The 18,216-nt window shown below is 61.1% G+C and carries 14 protein-coding genes; 6 read left to right on the plus strand and 8 right to left on the minus strand.

What is annotated here, in order from left to right:
• Positions 1-2,526 carry a cellulose biosynthesis cyclic di-GMP-binding regulatory protein BcsB gene (locus PMI07_RS01975; protein ID WP_051484071.1) on the plus strand — a complete coding sequence of 842 codons (2,526 nt, stop codon included), beginning with the start codon at positions 1-3 and terminating at the stop codon, positions 2,524-2,526.
• 9 nt (positions 2,527-2,535) lie between these two features.
• Here the strand turns inward: PMI07_RS01975 and PMI07_RS01980 are convergent, their stop codons facing one another.
• Complete coding sequence (locus tag PMI07_RS01980) at positions 2,536-3,102, minus strand: DNA-3-methyladenine glycosylase (protein ID WP_007771597.1); 567 nt, start codon at positions 3,100-3,102, stop codon at positions 2,536-2,538.
• Between the two features lie 359 nt (positions 3,103-3,461).
• On the opposite strand from PMI07_RS01980, the gene PMI07_RS01985 reads away from it, so the two are divergent.
• The 5 genes from PMI07_RS01985 to PMI07_RS02005 all read left to right on the plus strand — a co-directional run bounded on the left by PMI07_RS01985 (position 3,462) and on the right by PMI07_RS02005 (position 9,958).
• Positions 3,462-5,405 carry a PrkA family serine protein kinase gene (locus PMI07_RS01985; protein ID WP_024163493.1) on the plus strand — a complete coding sequence of 648 codons (1,944 nt, stop codon included), beginning with the start codon at positions 3,462-3,464 and terminating at the stop codon, positions 5,403-5,405.
• A 186-nt stretch (positions 5,406-5,591) separates the two neighbouring features.
• The gene (locus PMI07_RS01990) at positions 5,592-6,869 is read left to right on the plus strand and encodes a YeaH/YhbH family protein (RefSeq protein WP_007755153.1); all 1,278 of its coding nucleotides are present in this window, start codon (positions 5,592-5,594) and stop codon (positions 6,867-6,869) included.
• On the plus strand, positions 6,866-8,434 hold the full coding sequence (locus PMI07_RS01995; RefSeq protein WP_007755156.1) for a SpoVR family protein: 1,569 nt from the start codon (positions 6,866-6,868) through the stop codon (positions 8,432-8,434). The genes PMI07_RS01990 and PMI07_RS01995 overlap by 4 nt, the downstream gene beginning before the upstream one ends.
• A 202-nt stretch (positions 8,435-8,636) precedes the next feature.
• Positions 8,637-9,074: a hypothetical protein gene (locus PMI07_RS02000; protein WP_007755159.1), complete on the plus strand. Its 438-nt coding sequence runs from the start codon at positions 8,637-8,639 to the stop codon at positions 9,072-9,074.
• Positions 9,075-9,268: 194 nt separating this feature from the next.
• The gene (locus PMI07_RS02005; protein ID WP_245277081.1) at positions 9,269-9,958 is read left to right on the plus strand and encodes a hypothetical protein; all 690 of its coding nucleotides are present in this window, start codon (positions 9,269-9,271) and stop codon (positions 9,956-9,958) included.
• A gap of 90 nt (positions 9,959-10,048) precedes the next feature.
• On the opposite strand, the gene PMI07_RS02010 is transcribed toward PMI07_RS02005, so the two are convergent.
• Genes PMI07_RS02010 through PMI07_RS02040 form a run of 7 tightly spaced genes read right to left on the minus strand, consistent with a single transcriptional unit; the run spans position 10,049 to position 18,199 of the window.
• The gene (locus PMI07_RS02010) at positions 10,049-11,854 is read right to left on the minus strand and encodes an ABC transporter ATP-binding protein (RefSeq protein WP_007755166.1); all 1,806 of its coding nucleotides are present in this window, start codon (positions 11,852-11,854) and stop codon (positions 10,049-10,051) included.
• A 3-nt stretch (positions 11,855-11,857) separates the two neighbouring features.
• A complete protein-coding gene (locus tag PMI07_RS02015) occupies positions 11,858-12,796 on the minus strand; it encodes an ABC transporter permease (protein WP_007755169.1) in 939 nt (312 codons plus the stop codon).
• Positions 12,796-13,770, minus strand: coding sequence for an ABC transporter permease (locus PMI07_RS02020; RefSeq protein WP_007755173.1), 975 nt, complete (start codon positions 13,768-13,770; stop codon positions 12,796-12,798). The genes PMI07_RS02015 and PMI07_RS02020 overlap by 1 nt, the downstream gene beginning before the upstream one ends.
• A 5-nt stretch (positions 13,771-13,775) precedes the next feature.
• The gene (locus PMI07_RS02025) at positions 13,776-14,750 is read right to left on the minus strand and encodes a nucleoside hydrolase (protein ID WP_007755175.1); all 975 of its coding nucleotides are present in this window, start codon (positions 14,748-14,750) and stop codon (positions 13,776-13,778) included.
• Positions 14,747-15,706: a nucleoside hydrolase gene (locus PMI07_RS02030; RefSeq protein WP_007755178.1), complete on the minus strand. Its 960-nt coding sequence runs from the start codon at positions 15,704-15,706 to the stop codon at positions 14,747-14,749. The genes PMI07_RS02025 and PMI07_RS02030 overlap by 4 nt, the downstream gene beginning before the upstream one ends.
• Before the next feature lie 39 nt (positions 15,707-15,745).
• Positions 15,746-16,627, minus strand: a complete 882-nt coding sequence (locus PMI07_RS02035; RefSeq protein ID WP_007755181.1) for a dihydrodipicolinate synthase family protein — start codon at positions 16,625-16,627, stop codon at positions 15,746-15,748.
• 21 nt (positions 16,628-16,648) lie between these two features.
• Positions 16,649-18,199: an ABC transporter substrate-binding protein gene (locus PMI07_RS02040; RefSeq protein ID WP_007755184.1), complete on the minus strand. Its 1,551-nt coding sequence runs from the start codon at positions 18,197-18,199 to the stop codon at positions 16,649-16,651.
• Positions 18,200-18,216 lie beyond the last annotated feature (17 nt).

The raw sequence follows: 18,216 nt of genomic DNA on the forward strand, positions 1-18,216 counted from the left end.
ATGATGATAAAGGCTCTCGCCATCGCAGTTGTTCTTCTCTCGGCAGGCATTGCGCCCGCCCAGACGCCGGCGCCATTCAACATGAACCCGGAACGATCCCAGGAAAACCAGCCGCCGGTCGCTCCTCCGGCCCAGCAGACCCCCCCAGCAAGACCCTCACAGCCGGCACCTGCCCCCGTTCAGACCCCCGCGCCGGTGCAGACGCCGATCCCGCTGCCGCCGGCACCCGCTCCATTCCAGGCGGCACCTGCCCCCGCGACCGGCCCGGCACCGGTACCGACGGCACCGCGGGCAGCCACGCCGCCTTCGCCAACGCCAGTTCCTGCTGCGCAGCCGCGGGCACCGGTGCGGCAGCAACCGGCCTCCCCTGCGGCCCTCGCGGGGCGGTATTACCTCGTGCCCGAGAAGAGCCTGCGGCTGAATGGTGAGATCGAGCAGCGCTCCTGGTCGATCTACCTGACGCCGGAACAGGCATCGGCGCCGGCAAAACTCAATATCGGCTACCAGAACTCCATCGTGGTCGCGCCGGAAATCTCCCAACTGGCGGTCACCATCAACGACGTGCCGGTCTACAACAATCCGATCACCTCTCCCGAACAGGTCAGCGATCGCGTCCTCGACGTTCCGGCCGGCATTCTGAAAGCCGGCATCAATCTCGTCCGCTTTCGCGCCGACCAGCGTCACCGCACCGACTGCACGATCGAGTCTACGTTCGAGCTGTGGACAGAGATCGATCCGGCGCGGACGTTCCTGACATTCGGCACCAGCGGCATGAAACGGCTGTCGCGGCTTGACGATATCCGAGCCGTCGGCGTCGATGAAAAAGGGAGCACCCGATTCCGGCTGATCGTGCCAGCCCTCGACCAGCTCGGGGCGACGGACGTACTGATGCGTCTGACCCAGGGGCTGGCGCTGATGGGCGGCATGCCCAACCAGTCCTTCGCGTTCGAGAAAACGCCGAGCGCCCTGCCGAAACCCGGCGAGCTTGCGATCTTCGTCGGTACCCGTGACGAATTGCGGCCGTTGCTGCCGGCCCTACCCGCCGCCGCCGCCAATGCCGCCGTGGCGAGCTTCCTCGACTATCCGGGGACCGACGGCGCGTCGGCGCTCGTCCTCTCCGGTCCGAGCTGGCCGTCGCTAGAGGGCCTGATCGAGAGCTTCGTCGCCGCCACCGACGGTTCGGCGACCCAGAGGCGCGAGACGCTGTCCACCCAGGCCTGGCATGGCCTCGATACGCCGTTCCTGTTCTCCAATGCGGAAATCGACTTCGCGCAACTGGGTATCGAAAGCCAGGAATTCGGCGGCCGGCTGTTCCGCACCCACTTCACCATCGGCGTGCCTGCCGATTTCTACGCCAATGCCTATGGGGAAGCGCGTATCCTGCTCGATGCCGCCTATACGGCCGACGTCCAGCCGGGCAGCCATATCGACATCTTCGTCAACGGCAATATCGCCTCGACAGTACCCATTACCTCCTCAGGCGGCTCCATATTGCGTCACCTGCCGATCAAGCTGACGCTGCAGCATTTCAAGCCAGGCGTGAACACGATCGTCATCGAAGCCGCCCTTCTGACCCGGCAGGATATCGCCTGCGCCCCGGGCTCAACCGCCGACAACAAGGCAAGATTTGCGCTGTTCGGCACCTCGCAGTTCCAGATGCCGGATTTTGCCCGCATCGCCCAAGTCCCCAATCTCGCCGCCACGGCCGGAACCGGCTTTCCTTACCGGCTGGGCACCGCCCCTGTTTCACTGTTCCTCGGCCGGATCGACGAGCAGACGCTGTCCGCGGCCGCGACGTTTATCGGCAAGATGTCGATCGCCTCGCATCACATCATGCCGGTCGACGTCACCATATCGGCGGCGCGGGTTGCCGGAGCGAACGCACTCTTCGTCGGCTCCATATCGGAATTCCCCGCCAACATCCTCACCCAGCTCAAGATCGACCAGGAGAGCCGCAATAGCTGGAACCCCGCCGGCATACCATCGAACGGATCGGCCAGAACCTCGCTGACGCTGCAGGACTGGCAGCAACGCGCCGGAAACAACTTCTTTTCCCAGCAATTCACGGCGCTCAGCGCATGGGCGAAGGACAATTTCGATCTCAGCCTGGCGATGCTGCGTTTTGCCCCGGCCACCGACGAGCTCTACAAGCCTTCGCAAACGGCAAAACTGATCATAGCCCAGGAAAGCGACCCGACGGAGGTCGGCACCTGGACGGCCATCATCTCCCCGGACTCCGCGTCACTGGCGGAGGGCATGCGAGCGTTCTCCGCACGGGAGGAGTGGGACAAGCTCAAGGGCCGCATCATGATCTATGAAGGCGGCGACAAGGAACCGCACGACGTGCCGGTGAGCTGGTTCCGGTTCATGCCGACACAGCCTTTCTCGCCGGCAAATGCGCGGCTGATCGCGGCCAACTGGCTGTCGGACAATATCATGTCCTATGCGCTGCTGCTGGCCGCCGGCGGCGTCCTGCTCGGGCTTGCGACGGGCGGGCTGCTGTCGCTGCTCGGCCGCAACAAATGATCCTCAGGCTCAGGGCGCCAGACCGCCCTTGCCCGAAAACTTCTTGCTGATGTGCAATGAGCCGGAAAGGCCGAAACGCCAGGGCAGATCGACGGCCTGCGAGATGCCGATCCGCCGCCCGGTGACGATCAGCGGCGGTGTTTGTGGAAGAGCCAGTTCGAATGGCGGCGCAAACAGCGGCAGGCCGTTGTGTTCAATGGTGATGCCGAGCGCCTGGCAGAGACGGCCCGGGCCGGAGCACAGGAGCAGCGGATCGGCAAGGCCGCGCCTTTTCTCCATTCTCTCGAGGCCTCGGACCGGCTGCAGCGCCCTGATCAGTACGGCGCTTCCTGGGCGGCAGACGAAATTCAGGCACCAGTGGATTCCGTAGGAACGATAGACATAGGCATGCCCGGGCGGGCCGAACATCACCGCATTCCTCTGGGTAGGCCCACGAAAACTGTGGGAGGCCGGCTCATCCGGCTGGTATGCTTCCGTCTCGACAATCACGCCACCGATACCCGCGACATCGAGTTCGACACCGATCAAGTCACGCGCGACTTCCACCGAGCTTCTGTCGAAAAACTGCTGGTCCATGAGAAACGCCCGTCTCGGCTGCCTGATACGGGCATCCATAGACAGCAAAGCAGAGCTTGTCTTCCCCGCCTCGCGGCGGGCCCATGCCTGGATGGGGCGCCGCCGGGTTGCCGCGGGTCAAGACGCCTTTTCGGCGATCACGATCACGGCGCCATTTCCATTGCCGCCGACCGGTTCGGGCCTCACTTGCTGTTTGCCAAGTCTTAACTGATTTGTGGACGCACATTTTTGTGCATTGCCATGAAAACGCTCCGGGTGTCGTATTAGGTTTAGAAACATCTTGATTCTCAATGGATTGCCGCATCGTTTTCAATCTTTGCGGCAGTCGAGCAGTAGCGCAACCTTGACTGGAGATGCCTATGCCGAGTGAATCCTTGTTCGATGCCTTCACCAGGAACTATGAAGCGCGGCGCGAGACCGACATGTCGATCGCCGACTATCTGGCACTTTGTAAAAAAGATCCAATGGCCTATGCCAACGCGGCCGAGCGGCTGCTGGCAGCGATCGGCGAGCCGCAGATGGTCGATACGGCCAAGGATGCCAGGCTCGGCCGAATCTTCATGAACCGCACCATCCGGGCCTATCCGGCCTTTGCCGGTTTCTATGGCATGGAAGAGACGATCGAACGAATCGTCTCCTTCTTCCGGCATGCGGCCCAGGGCCTCGAGGAGCGGAAGCAGATTCTCTATCTGCTCGGCCCGGTCGGGGGTGGCAAGTCTTCGCTTGCCGAGCGGCTCAAATTGCTCATGGAAGCCAATCCGATCTATGTCTTGAAGGCCGGCGACGATATCAGCCCGGTTTTCGAAAGCCCGCTCAATCTCTTCGATCCAGTTACCATGGGTCCGATGCTGCTCCAGCAATATGGCGTTCCGACACGGCGTCTCAGCGGGCTCATGAGCCCGTGGTGCCTGAAGCGGCTCGATGAATTCGGTGGCGACATAACCCGCTTCCGGGTGGTGCGGCTGCAGCCCTCGCGACTGCGCCAGATCGGGATCGCCAAGACTGAACCGGGCGATGAGAACAATCAGGACGTCTCCTCGCTTGTCGGCAAGGTCGATATCCGCAAGCTGGAAAACTATTCCCAGAACGACTCGGATGCCTACAGCTATTCCGGCGGGCTCAACCGGGCCAACCAGGGCGTGCTCGAATTCGTCGAAATGTTCAAGGCGCCGATCAAGATGCTGCATCCGCTGCTGACGGCGACCCAGGAAGGCAACTACATGGGCACCGAGAATATCGGCGCCATTCCCTTCTCCGGCGTCATCCTGGCCCATTCGAACGAAGCCGAATGGCAGAGCTTCAAGGCCAACAAGAACAACGAGGCCTTCATCGACCGCATCTGCGTTATCAAGGTGCCCTATTGCCTGCGGGTGGACGAGGAGCAGAAGATCTACGAAAAGCTGATCGAGGGTTCGGAGCTGGCGAATGCCTCCTGCGCGCCGGCAACGCTTGAAATGCTGGCCCGGTTTTCGGTGCTCTCGCGGCTGCGCAAGCACGAGAACTCGACATTCTTCTCCAAGATGCGCGCCTACAACGGCGAAAGCCTCAAGGAAACCGATCCGCGCGCCCGCAGCGTCCTGGAATACCGGGATGCGGCCGGCGTCGATGAAGGCATGGACGGAATATCGACACGTTTTGCCTTCAAGGTTCTGGCCTCGACCTTCAACCACGACACGACGGATATCGGCGCCGACCCCGTCCATCTGATGTATGTGCTGGAACAGGCCATCCGCCGCGAGCAATTCCAGGAGGAAACTGAAAAGCGGTATATCGAGTTCATCAAGGCAGACCTTGCCCCGCGTTATGCGGAGTTCATCGGCAACGAGATCCAGAAGGCCTATCTGGAATCCTATTCGGATTACGGACAGAACCTCTTCGATCGTTACGTCGATTATGCAGACGCCTGGATCGAAGACGTCGATTTCAAGGATCCGGACACCGGGCAGCTTCTTGACCGCGATCTGCTCAACCAGGAACTGACGAAGATCGAAAAGCCGGCGGGGATCGCCAATCCGAAAGATTTCCGCAACGAGATCGTCAAATTCTGCCTGCGTTCGCGCGCCAACAATGGCGGCAAGAACCCGTCATGGGCGAGCTACGAGAAGATCCGGGAGGTGATCGAGAAAAGAATGTTCTCCCAGGTGGAGGATCTTCTGCCGGTAATTTCCTTCGGATCGAAGAAGGATGGCGAAACGGAGAAGAAACACAGCGAGTTCGTATCGCGCATGACGGCGCGCGGCTACACCGAAAGACAGGTCCGCCGTCTGGTAGAGTGGTACATGCGGGTTAAACAGGCAGGTTAGCGTCTGTACTCAATTAGGATTTGGAACGCGGCAGGCACGAAAGCCGTTGAGTTTCAGAAGCACACAATGGTGGATTTGATCTCCATCATTGTGTGTGACGACAGGACGTAGGATTGTGGCATACTTAGTTGTGCAGCGCCCGAACTCTAGTTGAGTACAGACCCTAATGCTCATGCAGGAGCCAACATGCACATCATCGACCGGCGGCTGAACCCGCGCGGTAAAAGTTTGGAAAATCGGCAGCGGTTTCTTCGGCGTGCAAAGGACGCCGTGCAGCAAGCAGTCAGGCGATCGCTGCAAAGCCGCAGCATCCGTGATGTCCTGGATGGCGGCGAAGTCAGCCTTCCGATCGGCGGCATGGGTGAGCCAAGTTTCCGCCGGGCCGAAGGCGGGATCACGGATCATGTCCTGCCCGGCAACCGGGCCTTCGTTGAAGGCGATATCATTCCCCGCCCCCCCGGCCAGGGTGCCGGCCGACCCAAGGAGGCGGGCCAGGGCGATGGCGAAGATGGCTTCCGCTTCGTGCTGACGCGCGAGGAATTTCTCTCGGTTTTTCTGGATGATCTCGAACTCCCCGAGCTTGCCAAGCGGCGGCTCAGCGAAACCGAGGAGATGAGCCCGGTGCGGGCCGGCTACTCCATTTCCGGCTCTCCTTCCAATCTCTCCATCGACCGGACGACGCGGCTCGCGATGATGCGGCGCATCGCCCTCAAGCGCCCCAAGCCTGCCGAGATCGAGGCGCTGCAACGCCAGATCGACGAATGCGACAACGAGGAAACGCGCCTGTTGCTGGAGACGGAGCTCAAGTCGCTGACAGACAGGATCCGGCGTATTCCCTATGTCGATCCGCTCGACGTGCGCTATCGCCGTTTCGAGAACGAGCCGAAGCCGGTTGCGAAGGCGGTGATGTTCTGCCTGATGGACGTGTCCGGATCGATGTCGGAACACATGAAGGATCTGGCCAAGCGCTTCTACCTTCTGCTCTATCTGTTTCTCTCGCAGCGCTACGAGAAGGTGGAAATTGTCTTCATCCGCCACACCGAGAAGGCCGAGGAGGTGGACGAGGAGACTTTCTTCTATGGCCAGGCGACCGGCGGTACGCTGGTCTCGAGCGCACTGGCGGCGATGCGCACCATCATCGCCGCACGCTTCGACCCGACGGAATGGAACATCTACGCCGCCCAGGCTTCGGATGGCGACAATTCCTACCGGGACGAGGCCCCGACCGGCCATCTGCTGAAGCACGAGATCCTGCCGCTCTGCCAGTATTTCGCCTATATCGAGGTCGATGAGGAGGGCGGCGATTCCTCTGTCTCTAATTCCCCCCTCTGGCGCCTCTATGAAAGCATCCGCTCAGAGATGGCTCCCCTTGCGATGCGCAAGGTCTGCCGCAAGAACGAGATATTCCCGGTCTTCCACGATCTTTTCCAGAAGCGTTCGACACAGACGAAGGCGGTGCCATGACTCAGGCGGTTATGCAAAAGGATCGGCTGCTCTTCGAGGGGGCGGACTGGGATTTTGCCACCCTCCAGCGCATCCACGACGCATGCGAGGAGATCGCGATCGGCGAACTCGGGCTTGACGTCTACCCGAACCAGATCGAGGTGATCACGGCCGAACAGATGCTGGACGCCTATTCGTCGACGGGCATGCCGCTGTTTTACCGCCACTGGTCCTTCGGCAAGCATTTCGCCCATCACGAAGCCTTCTATCGCCGTGGCATGCGGGATCTCGCCTACGAGATTGTCATCAACAGTTCGCCCTGCATCTCCTACCTGATGGAGGAGAACACCGCGACGATGCAGACCCTGGTCATCGCCCATGCGGCCTTCGGCCATAACCATTTCTTCAAGAACAACTATCTGTTCAAACTGTGGACCGACGCCGAGGGCATTCTCGATTACCTCGATTTCGCCAAGGGCTATATCGCCCGCTGCGAGGAACGTTATGGCGAGACGGCTGTCGAACGGACCCTCGATGCCGCCCATGCGCTGATGTCGCACGGCGTGCACCGTTATGCCGGCAAGACGAGGCTCGACCTGCGCCAGGAGGAAAAACGCCAGCAGGAACGACGCGCCCATGAAGAACAGATGTTCAACGACCTCTGGCGCACGGTGCCGGCGGGCCGCAAGCGCGATGCGGCCGACGTCGATCTTGAGAGACGGCGCGCGGCGCTCGGCCTGCCGCAGGACAACCTGCTCTATTTCCTCGAAAAGTCCTCGCCCCGGCTGCAGCCGTGGCAGCGGGAAATCCTGCGGATCGTCCGCCACGTGGCGCAGTATTTCCACCCGCAGCGTCAGACCAAGGTGATGAACGAGGGGACAGCGACCTATGTCCACTACCAAATCATGGACCGGCTACACGCCCGCGGGCAGATCAGCGATGGCAACTATTTCGAATTCCTGAAATCCCATACCAATGTCGTGTTCCAGCCGACCTTCGACGACCGGCGCTTCTCCGGCTTCAACCCCTATGCCCTCGGTTTTGCGATGATGCAGGATATCGAGCGGATCGTGACCAAGCCGACCGACGAGGATCGCGAATGGTTCCCCGATATCGCCGGCCGCGGCGACCCTATGCAGGTTCTGCGCGGTATATGGGCCGACTACCGCGATGAGAGCTTCATCAGCCAGTTCCTGAGCCCGCACCTGATCCGCAAGTGGCGCCTTTTCCAGCTCTACGACGACCCGCAAGTGAGCGAAGGCATCCTGGTCTCGGCGATCCACGACGAGCGGGGCTACAAGCGGGTCCGCCGGCAGCTGGCGCGCGAATACGATATCGGCTGGACCGATCCGAGAATCGACATTGTCGACGTCGATCTCGCCGGCGACCGCCGCCTCCTCCTGCAGCACCGGGCTCCGAACGACTGGGTTCTGGAGGATAGCGAGACCAGGCAGGTCCTGCAGCATCTGGCGGATCTGTGGGGATATGACGTCATGCTGCAGGAAATCGATGGCAGCGAGCAGGTGGTGAAGGAACATTCCGCGCATCCCCGGGAGATCCTTCAAAGGGGCGAATCCTCTTCCTGAAAGAGATGAACGGTCAAATCCACCGTGATCAGCCCGCCACGGCTCGGCGCGCTAAGGGGTGCTGGCCTCGGGGTTCATCAATTATGATGAAGGAAGGCTGGGGACTGGTGTCGGTCCCCAATCGTGATTGGACATGAAAAGCGGTCTGGATCAAAATAATGACGGGCGACGGGCATCTATTTTGTTCAAATAGGAGGCCGTAATGGAGCAACGTGCAGTCGAACAGCTGAAGACTATAGCCAGGATAAACCGCAGCTATCCCAACTTCCAGATGTCCAGCAGCGAACGCCTCGAACGGTGGGCCGAGATTCTCGAGCTCAACCCCGACCGATCCCTTTCGACATTTCGGGAAACCGAATATCAGCCTGATGAAATACGGGCCGCCATGCGCGGCGACGGGACCGCGATCGCCGTTGCCTTTTCGGATCCTGTCCTGCGCGCGGCGGGGATGAGAGACGACACCTACGGGGAAGCCAGGCGGTTTTTTGAACTGTCCGATCGACAGCTCCACAGACTGGTCTGCTTCTGCCACTTCGGAGCGCATGTGAGCGCAAGCACGGTGGCCCATCAGGTGCGTACCATCGCCACCCGCAAATCCAGCGGCACCCTTGCATATCTGGCTTCCTTCTTCAGAAGGTAGCCATCCGTTTGTGGGGGCCAACCGGACACGCCTTGACCTGACAGGGCAGCATATCCCAAAACGAGTGGCGACGTTGCCGCCACTATGATATCCGGGCAAAACTCCTCTGTACGGAGTACTGGATTATATCGGGATATGCTGCGTTGGCGAACTTTAGTCTGGATTTGTGTATAGTTGCGGGTAGAAGACCAGATTTGCTTGAGGAGACTTTGAAAAGCTTCTCAAAGCGTAGTTTTGCTCATCTTACTTTTTCGAATATTCTTGTGAATATCGATCCGATATTCGGAACGGAAGAAGATGAAAGCGCGTGCATAAGGGTCGTCGAAAGCTATCTGCCCTCAGCTTCCTTTTTTAGACCCAGCGAGCCGGGATTTGGGGCTGCGGTCAAGCGTCTCTGGTCCAATACCCGTTCCGATTACGTGTTCCACCTCGAAGATGACTGGGTCGCGTTGAGGGACCTCGGCGAGGACGTTTTCGGCCCGTTTTCGGATCCAAGCGTGATGCAGGTATCCTTTCACACGGCCGACCAGAATTGGGATATCGCCAAGCATGGTCATCTTCACGAGAGAAACGAGTACGCGCGGTTCCTGGGCATAAAGATCCCGCTGTTTCGGACCTTTCCCAAATTCACCACGTCGCCTTCCATTCTTCGCGGTTCCTTCGCCCGGCAAGCTTCGAGCCTGATGGACGAGTCGCGGGACCCGGAAAAACAGTTCTATTCCGGCGTCAACGCAAAGCTGGAGCAGCTGGCGGCGCCGCACAAGAACTACATTTTCTCTCCCCAGCAGACGCCGGTCATCCGTGACACCGGAAGGGAATGGAGAGACAACCGCAAGATCAAGAAAGTCATCGAGAATACGACCTCATATTGGGTCAAAGAGTAGTTTCCGACCGTGGCGCTCCGCGATTGCGGAGCGCGTTATGGGCGTTAGGCGCTCCCGCTCTGTTGGTACGCTCCAGCATGGCCCCGATTATCAGGCAACCTGGAAGAAATGACCCTCGCCGGCCTGCTGATAGGAGCGCTTCGGCGGCACGTAGTCCGCGGGCCGGAACGGACTCTTGATCTCGTCGTTGGAAATCCGGCGCGTCTGGCGGCGGGAGGGATCGGCGATCGGCACCGCCGCCATCAGGCGCTTCGTGTAGTCGTGCTGAGGATTCTCGAAGACGGCCTGCCGCGAACCGATCTCGACGATCTCGCCCAGATACATGACCGCGACCCGGTGGCTGATCCGCTCCACAACCGCCATGTCGTGCGAGATGAAGAGATAGCCGAGCCCGTATTTCTCCTGCAGGTCGAGCATCAGGTTGATGACCTGCGCCTTGACCGACACGTCCAGCGCGGACACGCTCTCGTCGGCGATGATCAGCTTCGGCTCGAGAGCAAGAGCGCGGGCGATGCAGACGCGCTGCCGCTGGCCGCCGGAGAATTCGTGCGGGAAACGGTCCGCCATCGATGCCGAGAGGCCGACGCGTTCGAGCAGTTCGGCCACCCGTTCCTTCGCTTCAGCCGCATCGGCCAATCCATGGGTGACGATCGGCTCGGCGATCGCATTGCCGATGCGGATGCGCGGATTGAGGCTTTCGAACGGATCCTGGAAGATCATCTGCGCTTCCCGGCGGATGTCTGCCAGCTGGGATTTTCCGGCTCCCAGGACGTTTTTGCCGTCGATCTCGATCGTGCCGGACTTCGCATCCGTCAACCGGATGATCGAACGGCCGGTCGTGGACTTGCCGCAGCCGGATTCTCCGACGAGCGAAAGCGTCTCGCCCTGCCGCAACTGCAGTGAAACGCCTTCGACGGCGTGAATGCGGCCGACTGTCTTGCGCAGGAAGCCCTTCTTGATGTCGAACCGGGTCACCAGGTCGTTGACCTTAAGGATCGGTGCCGCATCGCGCCTCACCGTATCCACCGTGGGCTCGGGGGGCTGGATATCGCCTGTCGCCATGTCGACCTCCGGGAAGCGCAGCGGCCGGTCAAGCCCGGTCATGGAACCGAGCTGCGGTACGGCGGAGAGAAGCGCACGCGTATAGGGGTGTTTGGCGCCGGAGAAAATCTCGCGCGTCGTGCCGGTCTCGACAGCATCGCCCCGATACATGACCACGGTGCGGTCGGAGATTTCCGCTACCACGCCCATGTCGTGGGTGATGAAGAGGACGGACATGCCCTCTTCTTCCTGCAGGGCCTTGATGAGTTCGAGGATCTGCGCCTGGATGGTAACGTCCAGCGCCGTCGTCGGCTCGTCGGCGATCAGGAGTTTCGGATCGCAGGCGAGCGCGATGGCGATGACGACGCGCTGCCGCATGCCGCCGGAGAAGTTCATGGGATACTCATTGAGGCGTGACTTCGCCGACGGAATGCGAACTTTCTCCAGGAGTCTGACCGCTTCCGCCTCAGCCTGCGCATTCGACATGCCACGATGATGGACGAGGACTTCGGTGATCTGCTGACCGATTTTCAGGACCGGATTGAGGCTGGTCATCGGCTCCTGGAAGATCATGCCGATGCGGTTGCCACGGATGGACTGCATTTCGTCAAGTGGCAGGTCGAGCAGGTTCCTGCCCTCGAAGTCGATGCGACCGGTGACGCGCGAGTTGCCGGGCGACAGAAGCCGCATGATCGACATGGCCGTGACGCTCTTGCCGGAGCCGGATTCACCGACCACCGCGACGGTCTCCTTCGCGCCGATGTCGAAGCTGACGTCGTGCACGACGTTGCGCCATTCGCCGCCGACGCGGAACGATGTGTTGAGGTTTGAAATCGAAAGGATCGGATGGGTCATGTCTCAGCCTTCCCGCCGGGGATTGAGAATGTCGCGCAGGCTGTCGCCGATCAGGTTGATGCCGACGATGAGCAGCAGAAGGACCAGGCCGGGGAAGAAGCTGATCCAGTAGTCGCCGGAAAGCAGGTATTCGAACCCGTTCGAGATCAGCAGGCCGAGCGACGGCTCGGTCACCGGCAGGCCGATGCCGAGGAAGGAAAGCGTCGCCTCCAGCATGATCGCATAGGCGACGCGCATGGTCGCGACGACGATCAGCGGCGGCAGGCAGTTCGGCAGGATGTGCCTGAAGAGGATGCGCCGGTCGGGAAGTGCCATGGATCGAGCCGCGTCCACGTAGGCACGCTTGCGCTCCACCAGCGCCGAGCCGCGGATCGTGCGGGCGTAATAGGCCCATTGGGTTACGATCAGCGCCAGGATGATCTTGTCGACCCCCTGCCCCAGGACGGCAAGGAAGATCAGGGCGATCAGGATCGCCGGAAAGCTGAGCTGGATGTCGACGACGCGCATCAGGAACGAATCCAGCCGGCCGCCGGCATAGGCGCTGACGAGACCGAGGGAGGCGCCGATCACCAATGCGATCGCCGCACTCGATATGCCGACAAGGATACTGGTGCGCAGCCCGTAAAGGATAGCGCTCAGGAGATCACGGCCCTGGTCGTCGGTGCCGATCAGGTAGACCATCCCGTTCGTGCTCTGCGAACCGGGAGCCAGGCGCCCGTCGAGGATATCGAGCTGCGACAGATCATACGGATTCTGCGGCGCGATCAGGGGCGCAAGCACCGCCGCCAGAATGAAAACCAGCACCAGAAGGATGCCGACAAGCGCCAGCTTGTCGTGCAGCAGGGCCGAAAGCATCTGACGGGCAGGCGAGCGCGAGCGGCGCGCCTGATCGTTGGTGCTGCCGACATGCAGCGAATTTGCGGCATTTGTATCCTGGCTCATCACGAATTCCCTTCAAGACGAACGCGCGGGTCGACGATCGAGTAGAGGATATCGACGAGGAGGTTGATGACGCTGAACATCACGACGGTGATCATCAGGTAGGCGAGGATCAGCGGGCGATCGAGAACGGCGATGGCGTCGATGATGAGCTTGCCCATTCCCGGCCAGGCGAAGATCGTTTCGGTGACGACGGCGAACGCGATCAGCGAACCGAGTTCGAGGCCGATGACCGTGATCAGGGGAATGAGCGTGTTCTTCAGCACATGCACGGTGACGATCCGGCGTTCCGGCAGGCCCTTGGCACGCGCGAAACGGACGAAATCGAGCTGCATTGTTTCGAGCACGCCCGCCCGCGTGAGACGGATGATGAGGGAAATCTTGAACAGCGCCAGGTTCAGCGCCGGCAGAAGAAGATGGGACAGGCCATCCAGCGTGAAAAGGCTGATGGGAACGCCGAAAACCGGCACCGTCTCCCCTCGCCCGGATGCCGGCAGCCATCCCAGCTGGACGCTGAACAGCATGACCATCACCAGGCCGATCCAGAAGGTCGGCAGACTGAAGCCAAGGATCGAGAAGGTCATCACCGATTTGGAGATCAGACTCTTCGGTTTCAGGCCCGCATAGACGCCGAGCGGAATTCCGAAAACGAGACCGAGGACGAGCGCCACAAAGGCAAGTTCGAGCGTCGCCGGCATGCGTTTGAGGATCAGCGTCAGCGCCGGCTGGTTGAAGACGAAGGAATTGCCGAGGTCGCCAGACAAGGCGCGGGTGAGGAACAACCAATATTGCTCCCACACAGGCTTATCGAGCCCGAAGGACTGGATGACCTGCAGGCGCTCGGTCGGCGTCGCCGTGGAGCTCAGGAGCACATCGACCGGATTGCCGACGAGATAAAGGCCCACGAAAACCAGAACCGACATCACGAATAGCGTCAGAACCGTCTGGATCGACCGGCTTAAGAGATAACCGCTCATAGATTTCAGCCTCCCGGCGTTTTGGGACCGGGCGCAGCGCTTCCATAAAGCGAAATGCGTTCGATCAACAGATTGATGAACCCGGCCTCGTCCACATCGGTCACCACGGTGGCGTTCGGGGTGCGGTCCATCTTTTGGTAGAAGTCGGCATAGGTATAGCCCATCGTGAGCCCGGTGACCTGCGTACCGACGGTTGCCTTGCGGCTGGTGAAAAGCTCCGGCCTGATCAGCCACGCGATCGTCGTCGCGTCGTGGATCGGCCCGCCCGGCCGTCCGAAGCGCACCATGTCACTGCGATCGAAGGTCGAGAAGAGATTGTAGAGCGCACCGCCCGCGGCCCCGCCGCGAGTGCCGAAGCTCTTGAAGTGTTCCTCGGTGAACAGTGCCTGGAAGGTCATGTCGAGCGGCATCACCACGATCGGGACGCCGGAACGATAGACGATCTCTGCCGCATGCGGGTCCGCAAGCACGTTGAACTCGGCCCAGGGGGTGCGATGGCCGAGCGCGGTGAAGGCACCACCCATGGATACGATCTGCCGGATGCCGCGCGCCACATCGGGATGCTGGATGAGAGCAAGCGCAAGATTGGTCATCGGCCCGATGGCGCAAATGGTGATCGGCTCGCCTGCCTCGGCCGCTTCGCGCGCCGATCTCACGATGAACCGCACCGCATGTTCTTCCGACGGCTCAATGCCGCCGCGGGCGACGAGGTCATCGCTGAACGCGCCGATCCTCGCATATTTTCCGAGCACCTGCTCCCGGACCAACGGACCGGCCGCGCCCGCGTAGACGGGCACATCGGTGCGGCCGGAGACGCCGACGATCCTGCAGGCGTTCGCCACCGTATCCTGCAAGGGAACATTTCCCGCCACGATCGACAGGCCGAGCACGTCGATCTCCGGCGATGCCAGCGCCATGAGGATGGCCGCCGCGTCATCCAAGCCAGGGTCCGCATCGATGATGACCCGTTGGCGGTTCATGCCACGGCCTTTTCGGCGTAACGCGAAAGGCGATCGAGGAACAAGGCGATAATGCCCTCCGCATCCACTTTGGTCACGATATCCGCATTGGGTTCGAGGCCGCTCTTGCCGTACCAGTCGGCGACGGTCTGGCCCATGCAAAGTTCGCTCTCGTGCTCGACGAACACCCGGGCGCGCTCGGTCGTAAAGAGATGCGGCGCCAGAAGGTAAGCGATCACCAGCGGATCATGGAGGGGGCCGCCGCGCGAGCCGTAGCGCCGCACGTCGTTACGGTCCCAGAAGGCCATGAGTTCGGCAAGCGTCTGTGAGATCCGGCCGCTGACGTTCGAAAACTCTGCGACGTGCTCCGGCTTCAGCATGACCTGATGCGTGGCATCGAGTGCCAGCGCGACGATCGGGATGCCGCTCGAAAACACGACATGCGCGGCATGCGGATCGGCCAGCACGTTGAATTCCGCGGTCATCGTCCGGTTGCCGGGCTCGCGATAGGCGCCGCCCATCATCACGATACGCTCGATGCCCTCGGCGACCTGCGGGTTCATCCGCAGCGCCACAGCGAGATTGGTCATCGGACCGAGGCAACAGACAGTGATCCGTTTTTTTTCCAGAGCTGCGGCGGTCAGGGTGTCGATCAGGAAATCGACTGCCGACTTGGGCTCGACCGTCTTCACCGGTTCCGGCAGCACCGTATTGCCCAGCCCGGTCTTGCCGTGGAACTGGCCATAGATCGGCTCGCGCAGCATCGGCCGGAAGCAGCCGGCATAGACCGGAATATCCGTTCTCCGGCCCAGTTCGCAGATCTGCAGGGCATTGCGCACCGTGCGTTCGAGCGGCTGGTTACCGCAGACGGGCGTGATGCCGAGGATGTCGAGTTCCGGTGAAACGAAAGCCGTCAGAAGCGCGATCGTGTCGTCTATCCCCGGATCGCAATCCACGATGATCGGAATTGGAGTCATTTCGAATTTGCCCTTGAATTGTCAGTCGTATGCCGGCGCTCAGAGCGCACCCACATCACGCAGAACCGCACCGATCTCGGCACGAGCCGCCTCACCGAGCGGCACCTGCGGCGCCATCGGCGCGCCAACCGGAAAGCCCTGAAGCTCGAGCGCCGTCTTGATGCAGGCGGCGATCGAATATTTCGCGAAGATCTCGTTGACGCGCCAAAGCAGACGCTGCAATTCCATTGCCTTTGCCCAGTCCCCCGCCTTCGCCGCTTCGTAAAGGGCAATGCTCTGGCGCGGCACGATGCAGGCGGGACCGGCCATCCAGCCAACCCCACCGATCATCATCACGCAGACCGGAATATGCGCGGAGGCGGCGAACACCTCCATCCGGCCGCGGGTCCGCTCGATGATGGAGAGGAGGCGCCCGGTATTGGTCGAGGCATCCTTGATGTAACGGATGTTCTCGACATGGCTCAGACGCTCGATGACCGGGAGCGTGAGATCGGAACGCTGGAACTGAGGATTGGTGTAGAGAACGACCGGCCGGCCCTTCGCTGCCTTGGCGATAGCCGTAAAATAGGCTTCGACGCCCTCGTCGCTGATCGGGAAATAGGCTTCGAGAATAGCCAATATTCCGTCGGCCCCGGCCTCGACCATGTATTCCGTCTGAGCAACCGCATCGCTGGTCGACGTAGACGCCACGCCGGCGACAACGGGCACCCGGCTGCGATTGGCCGAGATTACCGTGTCGACGACGTGACGCCGCTGCTCTTGGGAGAGATAGGCAAATTCACCAGTGCTGCCGAGCGGCGTCAGGCCATGGACGCCCGCGTCGATCAGGTGATCCACCAGATCAGTCAGCACGCCTTCCATCACCGCACCCGACTGATCGATCGGCGAAACAAGGTAGGGGAAAACACCGCTGAAAGACATGATGGATCACCGCTTTCCGGATCAGTTCGGCTTCACATAGTAGGGAAGCGTGTAGGCGTCCGACCGGCCTTCATAGGAAAGGCCGTTCTTGAGAGCCCAGGTGTTGGCGAGGTAAAAGACCGGGATGACACCGAGATCCGTCATGGCGATCTCGGTCGCCTTCTTCAGGAGCGCCTCGCGCTTGGTATCGTCGAGCGTGCCGCGGGCTTCGCTCAGCGCCTTGTCGAACTCCGGATTGGAGTAGCGGCCACGATTGCCCTGCCCTGCCTTCTCGCCATAGGTCTCGAGGATCGGGCCGAGCACGCCGGAGGCTTCGCCGGTTTCGACAGCGGCACCACCCATGATGAAGCTGAACTCCAGATTGGAAGCGCGCGTGAAGTAGACGCTGCCCGGCAGCGTCACGACTTCCGTCTTGATGCCGATGCGGCTGAAGAACTGGCCAATCGCCTGTGCGACCTTGGAGTCGTTCGGATAACGGTCGTTCGATGCGTGGAAGGTCAACGAGAAACCGTCCGGGTAACCGGCCTTGGCCAGCAGTTCCTTGGCCTTGTTCGGGTCGTAGGCATCGACCTTGATGGCCGGATCATAGCCGAAATAACCTTCCGGAACGACCTGTCCAGCCGGCACGCCCTGGCCGTCCATGATGCGATCGACGAGCGCCTCACGGTTGATCGAAAGAGAAAGCGCACGGCGCACGTCCGGCTTCAGCAGCGGGTTCTTGCCGTCCGGCCCCTTGGCGAAAGGCGATTCCTCGCGGCCCTGGTCCATGTGAAGATACATGATGCGGTTACCCGCCACATTGACGACCTTGAGCTTGTCGGACGCCTGGAGCTTGCGCGTGTCGGCAGTCGGGATGCTCTCGATCATGTCGACGTCGCCGGAAAGCATGGCGGCGACACGGGCGCTGCTGTTCTTGAACACCCGGAACGTCACCTTGTCCCAAGCCGCCTTCTCGCCCCAATAGCCGTCGTTGCGCGCGACGACAACGTTGTCGTCCGGCGTCCAGGAGACGAATTTGAACGGACCGGTGCCGATGACGCCCTTGCCCGAGTTCATGTCTTCGGTGGTCGTCTTTTCCATCTCGGCCGGCAGGATGGCGATGCGGCTGAGGTTGTTCAGAAGCAGCGGCGTCGGGCCGTCCGTCTTGATACGGACCGTGAGCGGATCGACGGCGGTAACGTCGGTGATCGCCTTTACATAGGCTGCGAACGAGCTTGGGCTATTCTTCGAGGCGAGCGGCACGCGCTTGATGCTGGCGACGACGTCTTCAGCCGTGAAGTCGCTGCCGTCGTGGAACTTGACGTTCGGCCGCAGCTTGAACTCCCAGGTCGTATCATCGATCGTCTTCCAGGATGCGGCGAGTGCCGGCTGGATCTGCTGCTTGGCGTCCTGATTGACAAGGCCATCGAAGAGGTTGCGCGCCATGGCGCTGTTCGGGCCGACGACATAGAACTGCGGATCCATGGACGTGGTCGAGGCGGCCAGGCCAACGGTCAGGTCCTTCGCATGGGCTGCGAACGGTACGGCAAAGACTGACGCTGCCAATGCGGCTGCGATCGTAAGGAATTTCATGATGGAGCTCCTCCGGT

The sequence above is a fragment of the Rhizobium sp. CF080 genome, assembly GCF_000282095.2.
Lineage (GTDB): Bacteria > Pseudomonadota > Alphaproteobacteria > Rhizobiales > Rhizobiaceae > Neorhizobium.

Excerpts from the sequence above, each read along its gene's own strand:
- PMI07_RS01975 (WP_051484071.1), top strand. The coding sequence starts at position 1 with ATGATGATAAAGGCTCTCGCCATCGCAGTTGTTCTTCTCTCGGCAGGC.
- PMI07_RS01980 (WP_007771597.1), bottom strand. The coding sequence starts at position 3,102 with ATGGACCAGCAGTTTTTCGACAGAAGCTCGGTGGAAGTCGCGCGTGAC.
- PMI07_RS01985 (WP_024163493.1), top strand. The coding sequence starts at position 3,462 with ATGCCGAGTGAATCCTTGTTCGATGCCTTCACCAGGAACTATGAAGCG.
- PMI07_RS01990 (WP_007755153.1), top strand. The coding sequence starts at position 5,592 with ATGCACATCATCGACCGGCGGCTGAACCCGCGCGGTAAAAGTTTGGAA.
- PMI07_RS01995 (WP_007755156.1), top strand. The coding sequence starts at position 6,866 with ATGACTCAGGCGGTTATGCAAAAGGATCGGCTGCTCTTCGAGGGGGCG.
- PMI07_RS02000 (WP_007755159.1), top strand. The coding sequence starts at position 8,637 with ATGGAGCAACGTGCAGTCGAACAGCTGAAGACTATAGCCAGGATAAAC.
- PMI07_RS02010 (WP_007755166.1), bottom strand. The coding sequence starts at position 11,854 with ATGACCCATCCGATCCTTTCGATTTCAAACCTCAACACATCGTTCCGC.
- PMI07_RS02015 (WP_007755169.1), bottom strand. The coding sequence starts at position 12,796 with ATGAGCCAGGATACAAATGCCGCAAATTCGCTGCATGTCGGCAGCACC.
- PMI07_RS02020 (WP_007755173.1), bottom strand. The coding sequence starts at position 13,770 with ATGAGCGGTTATCTCTTAAGCCGGTCGATCCAGACGGTTCTGACGCTA.
- PMI07_RS02025 (WP_007755175.1), bottom strand. The coding sequence starts at position 14,750 with ATGAACCGCCAACGGGTCATCATCGATGCGGACCCTGGCTTGGATGAC.
- PMI07_RS02030 (WP_007755178.1), bottom strand. The coding sequence starts at position 15,706 with ATGACTCCAATTCCGATCATCGTGGATTGCGATCCGGGGATAGACGAC.
- PMI07_RS02035 (WP_007755181.1), bottom strand. The coding sequence starts at position 16,627 with ATGTCTTTCAGCGGTGTTTTCCCCTACCTTGTTTCGCCGATCGATCAG.
- PMI07_RS02040 (WP_007755184.1), bottom strand. The coding sequence starts at position 18,199 with ATGAAATTCCTTACGATCGCAGCCGCATTGGCAGCGTCAGTCTTTGCC.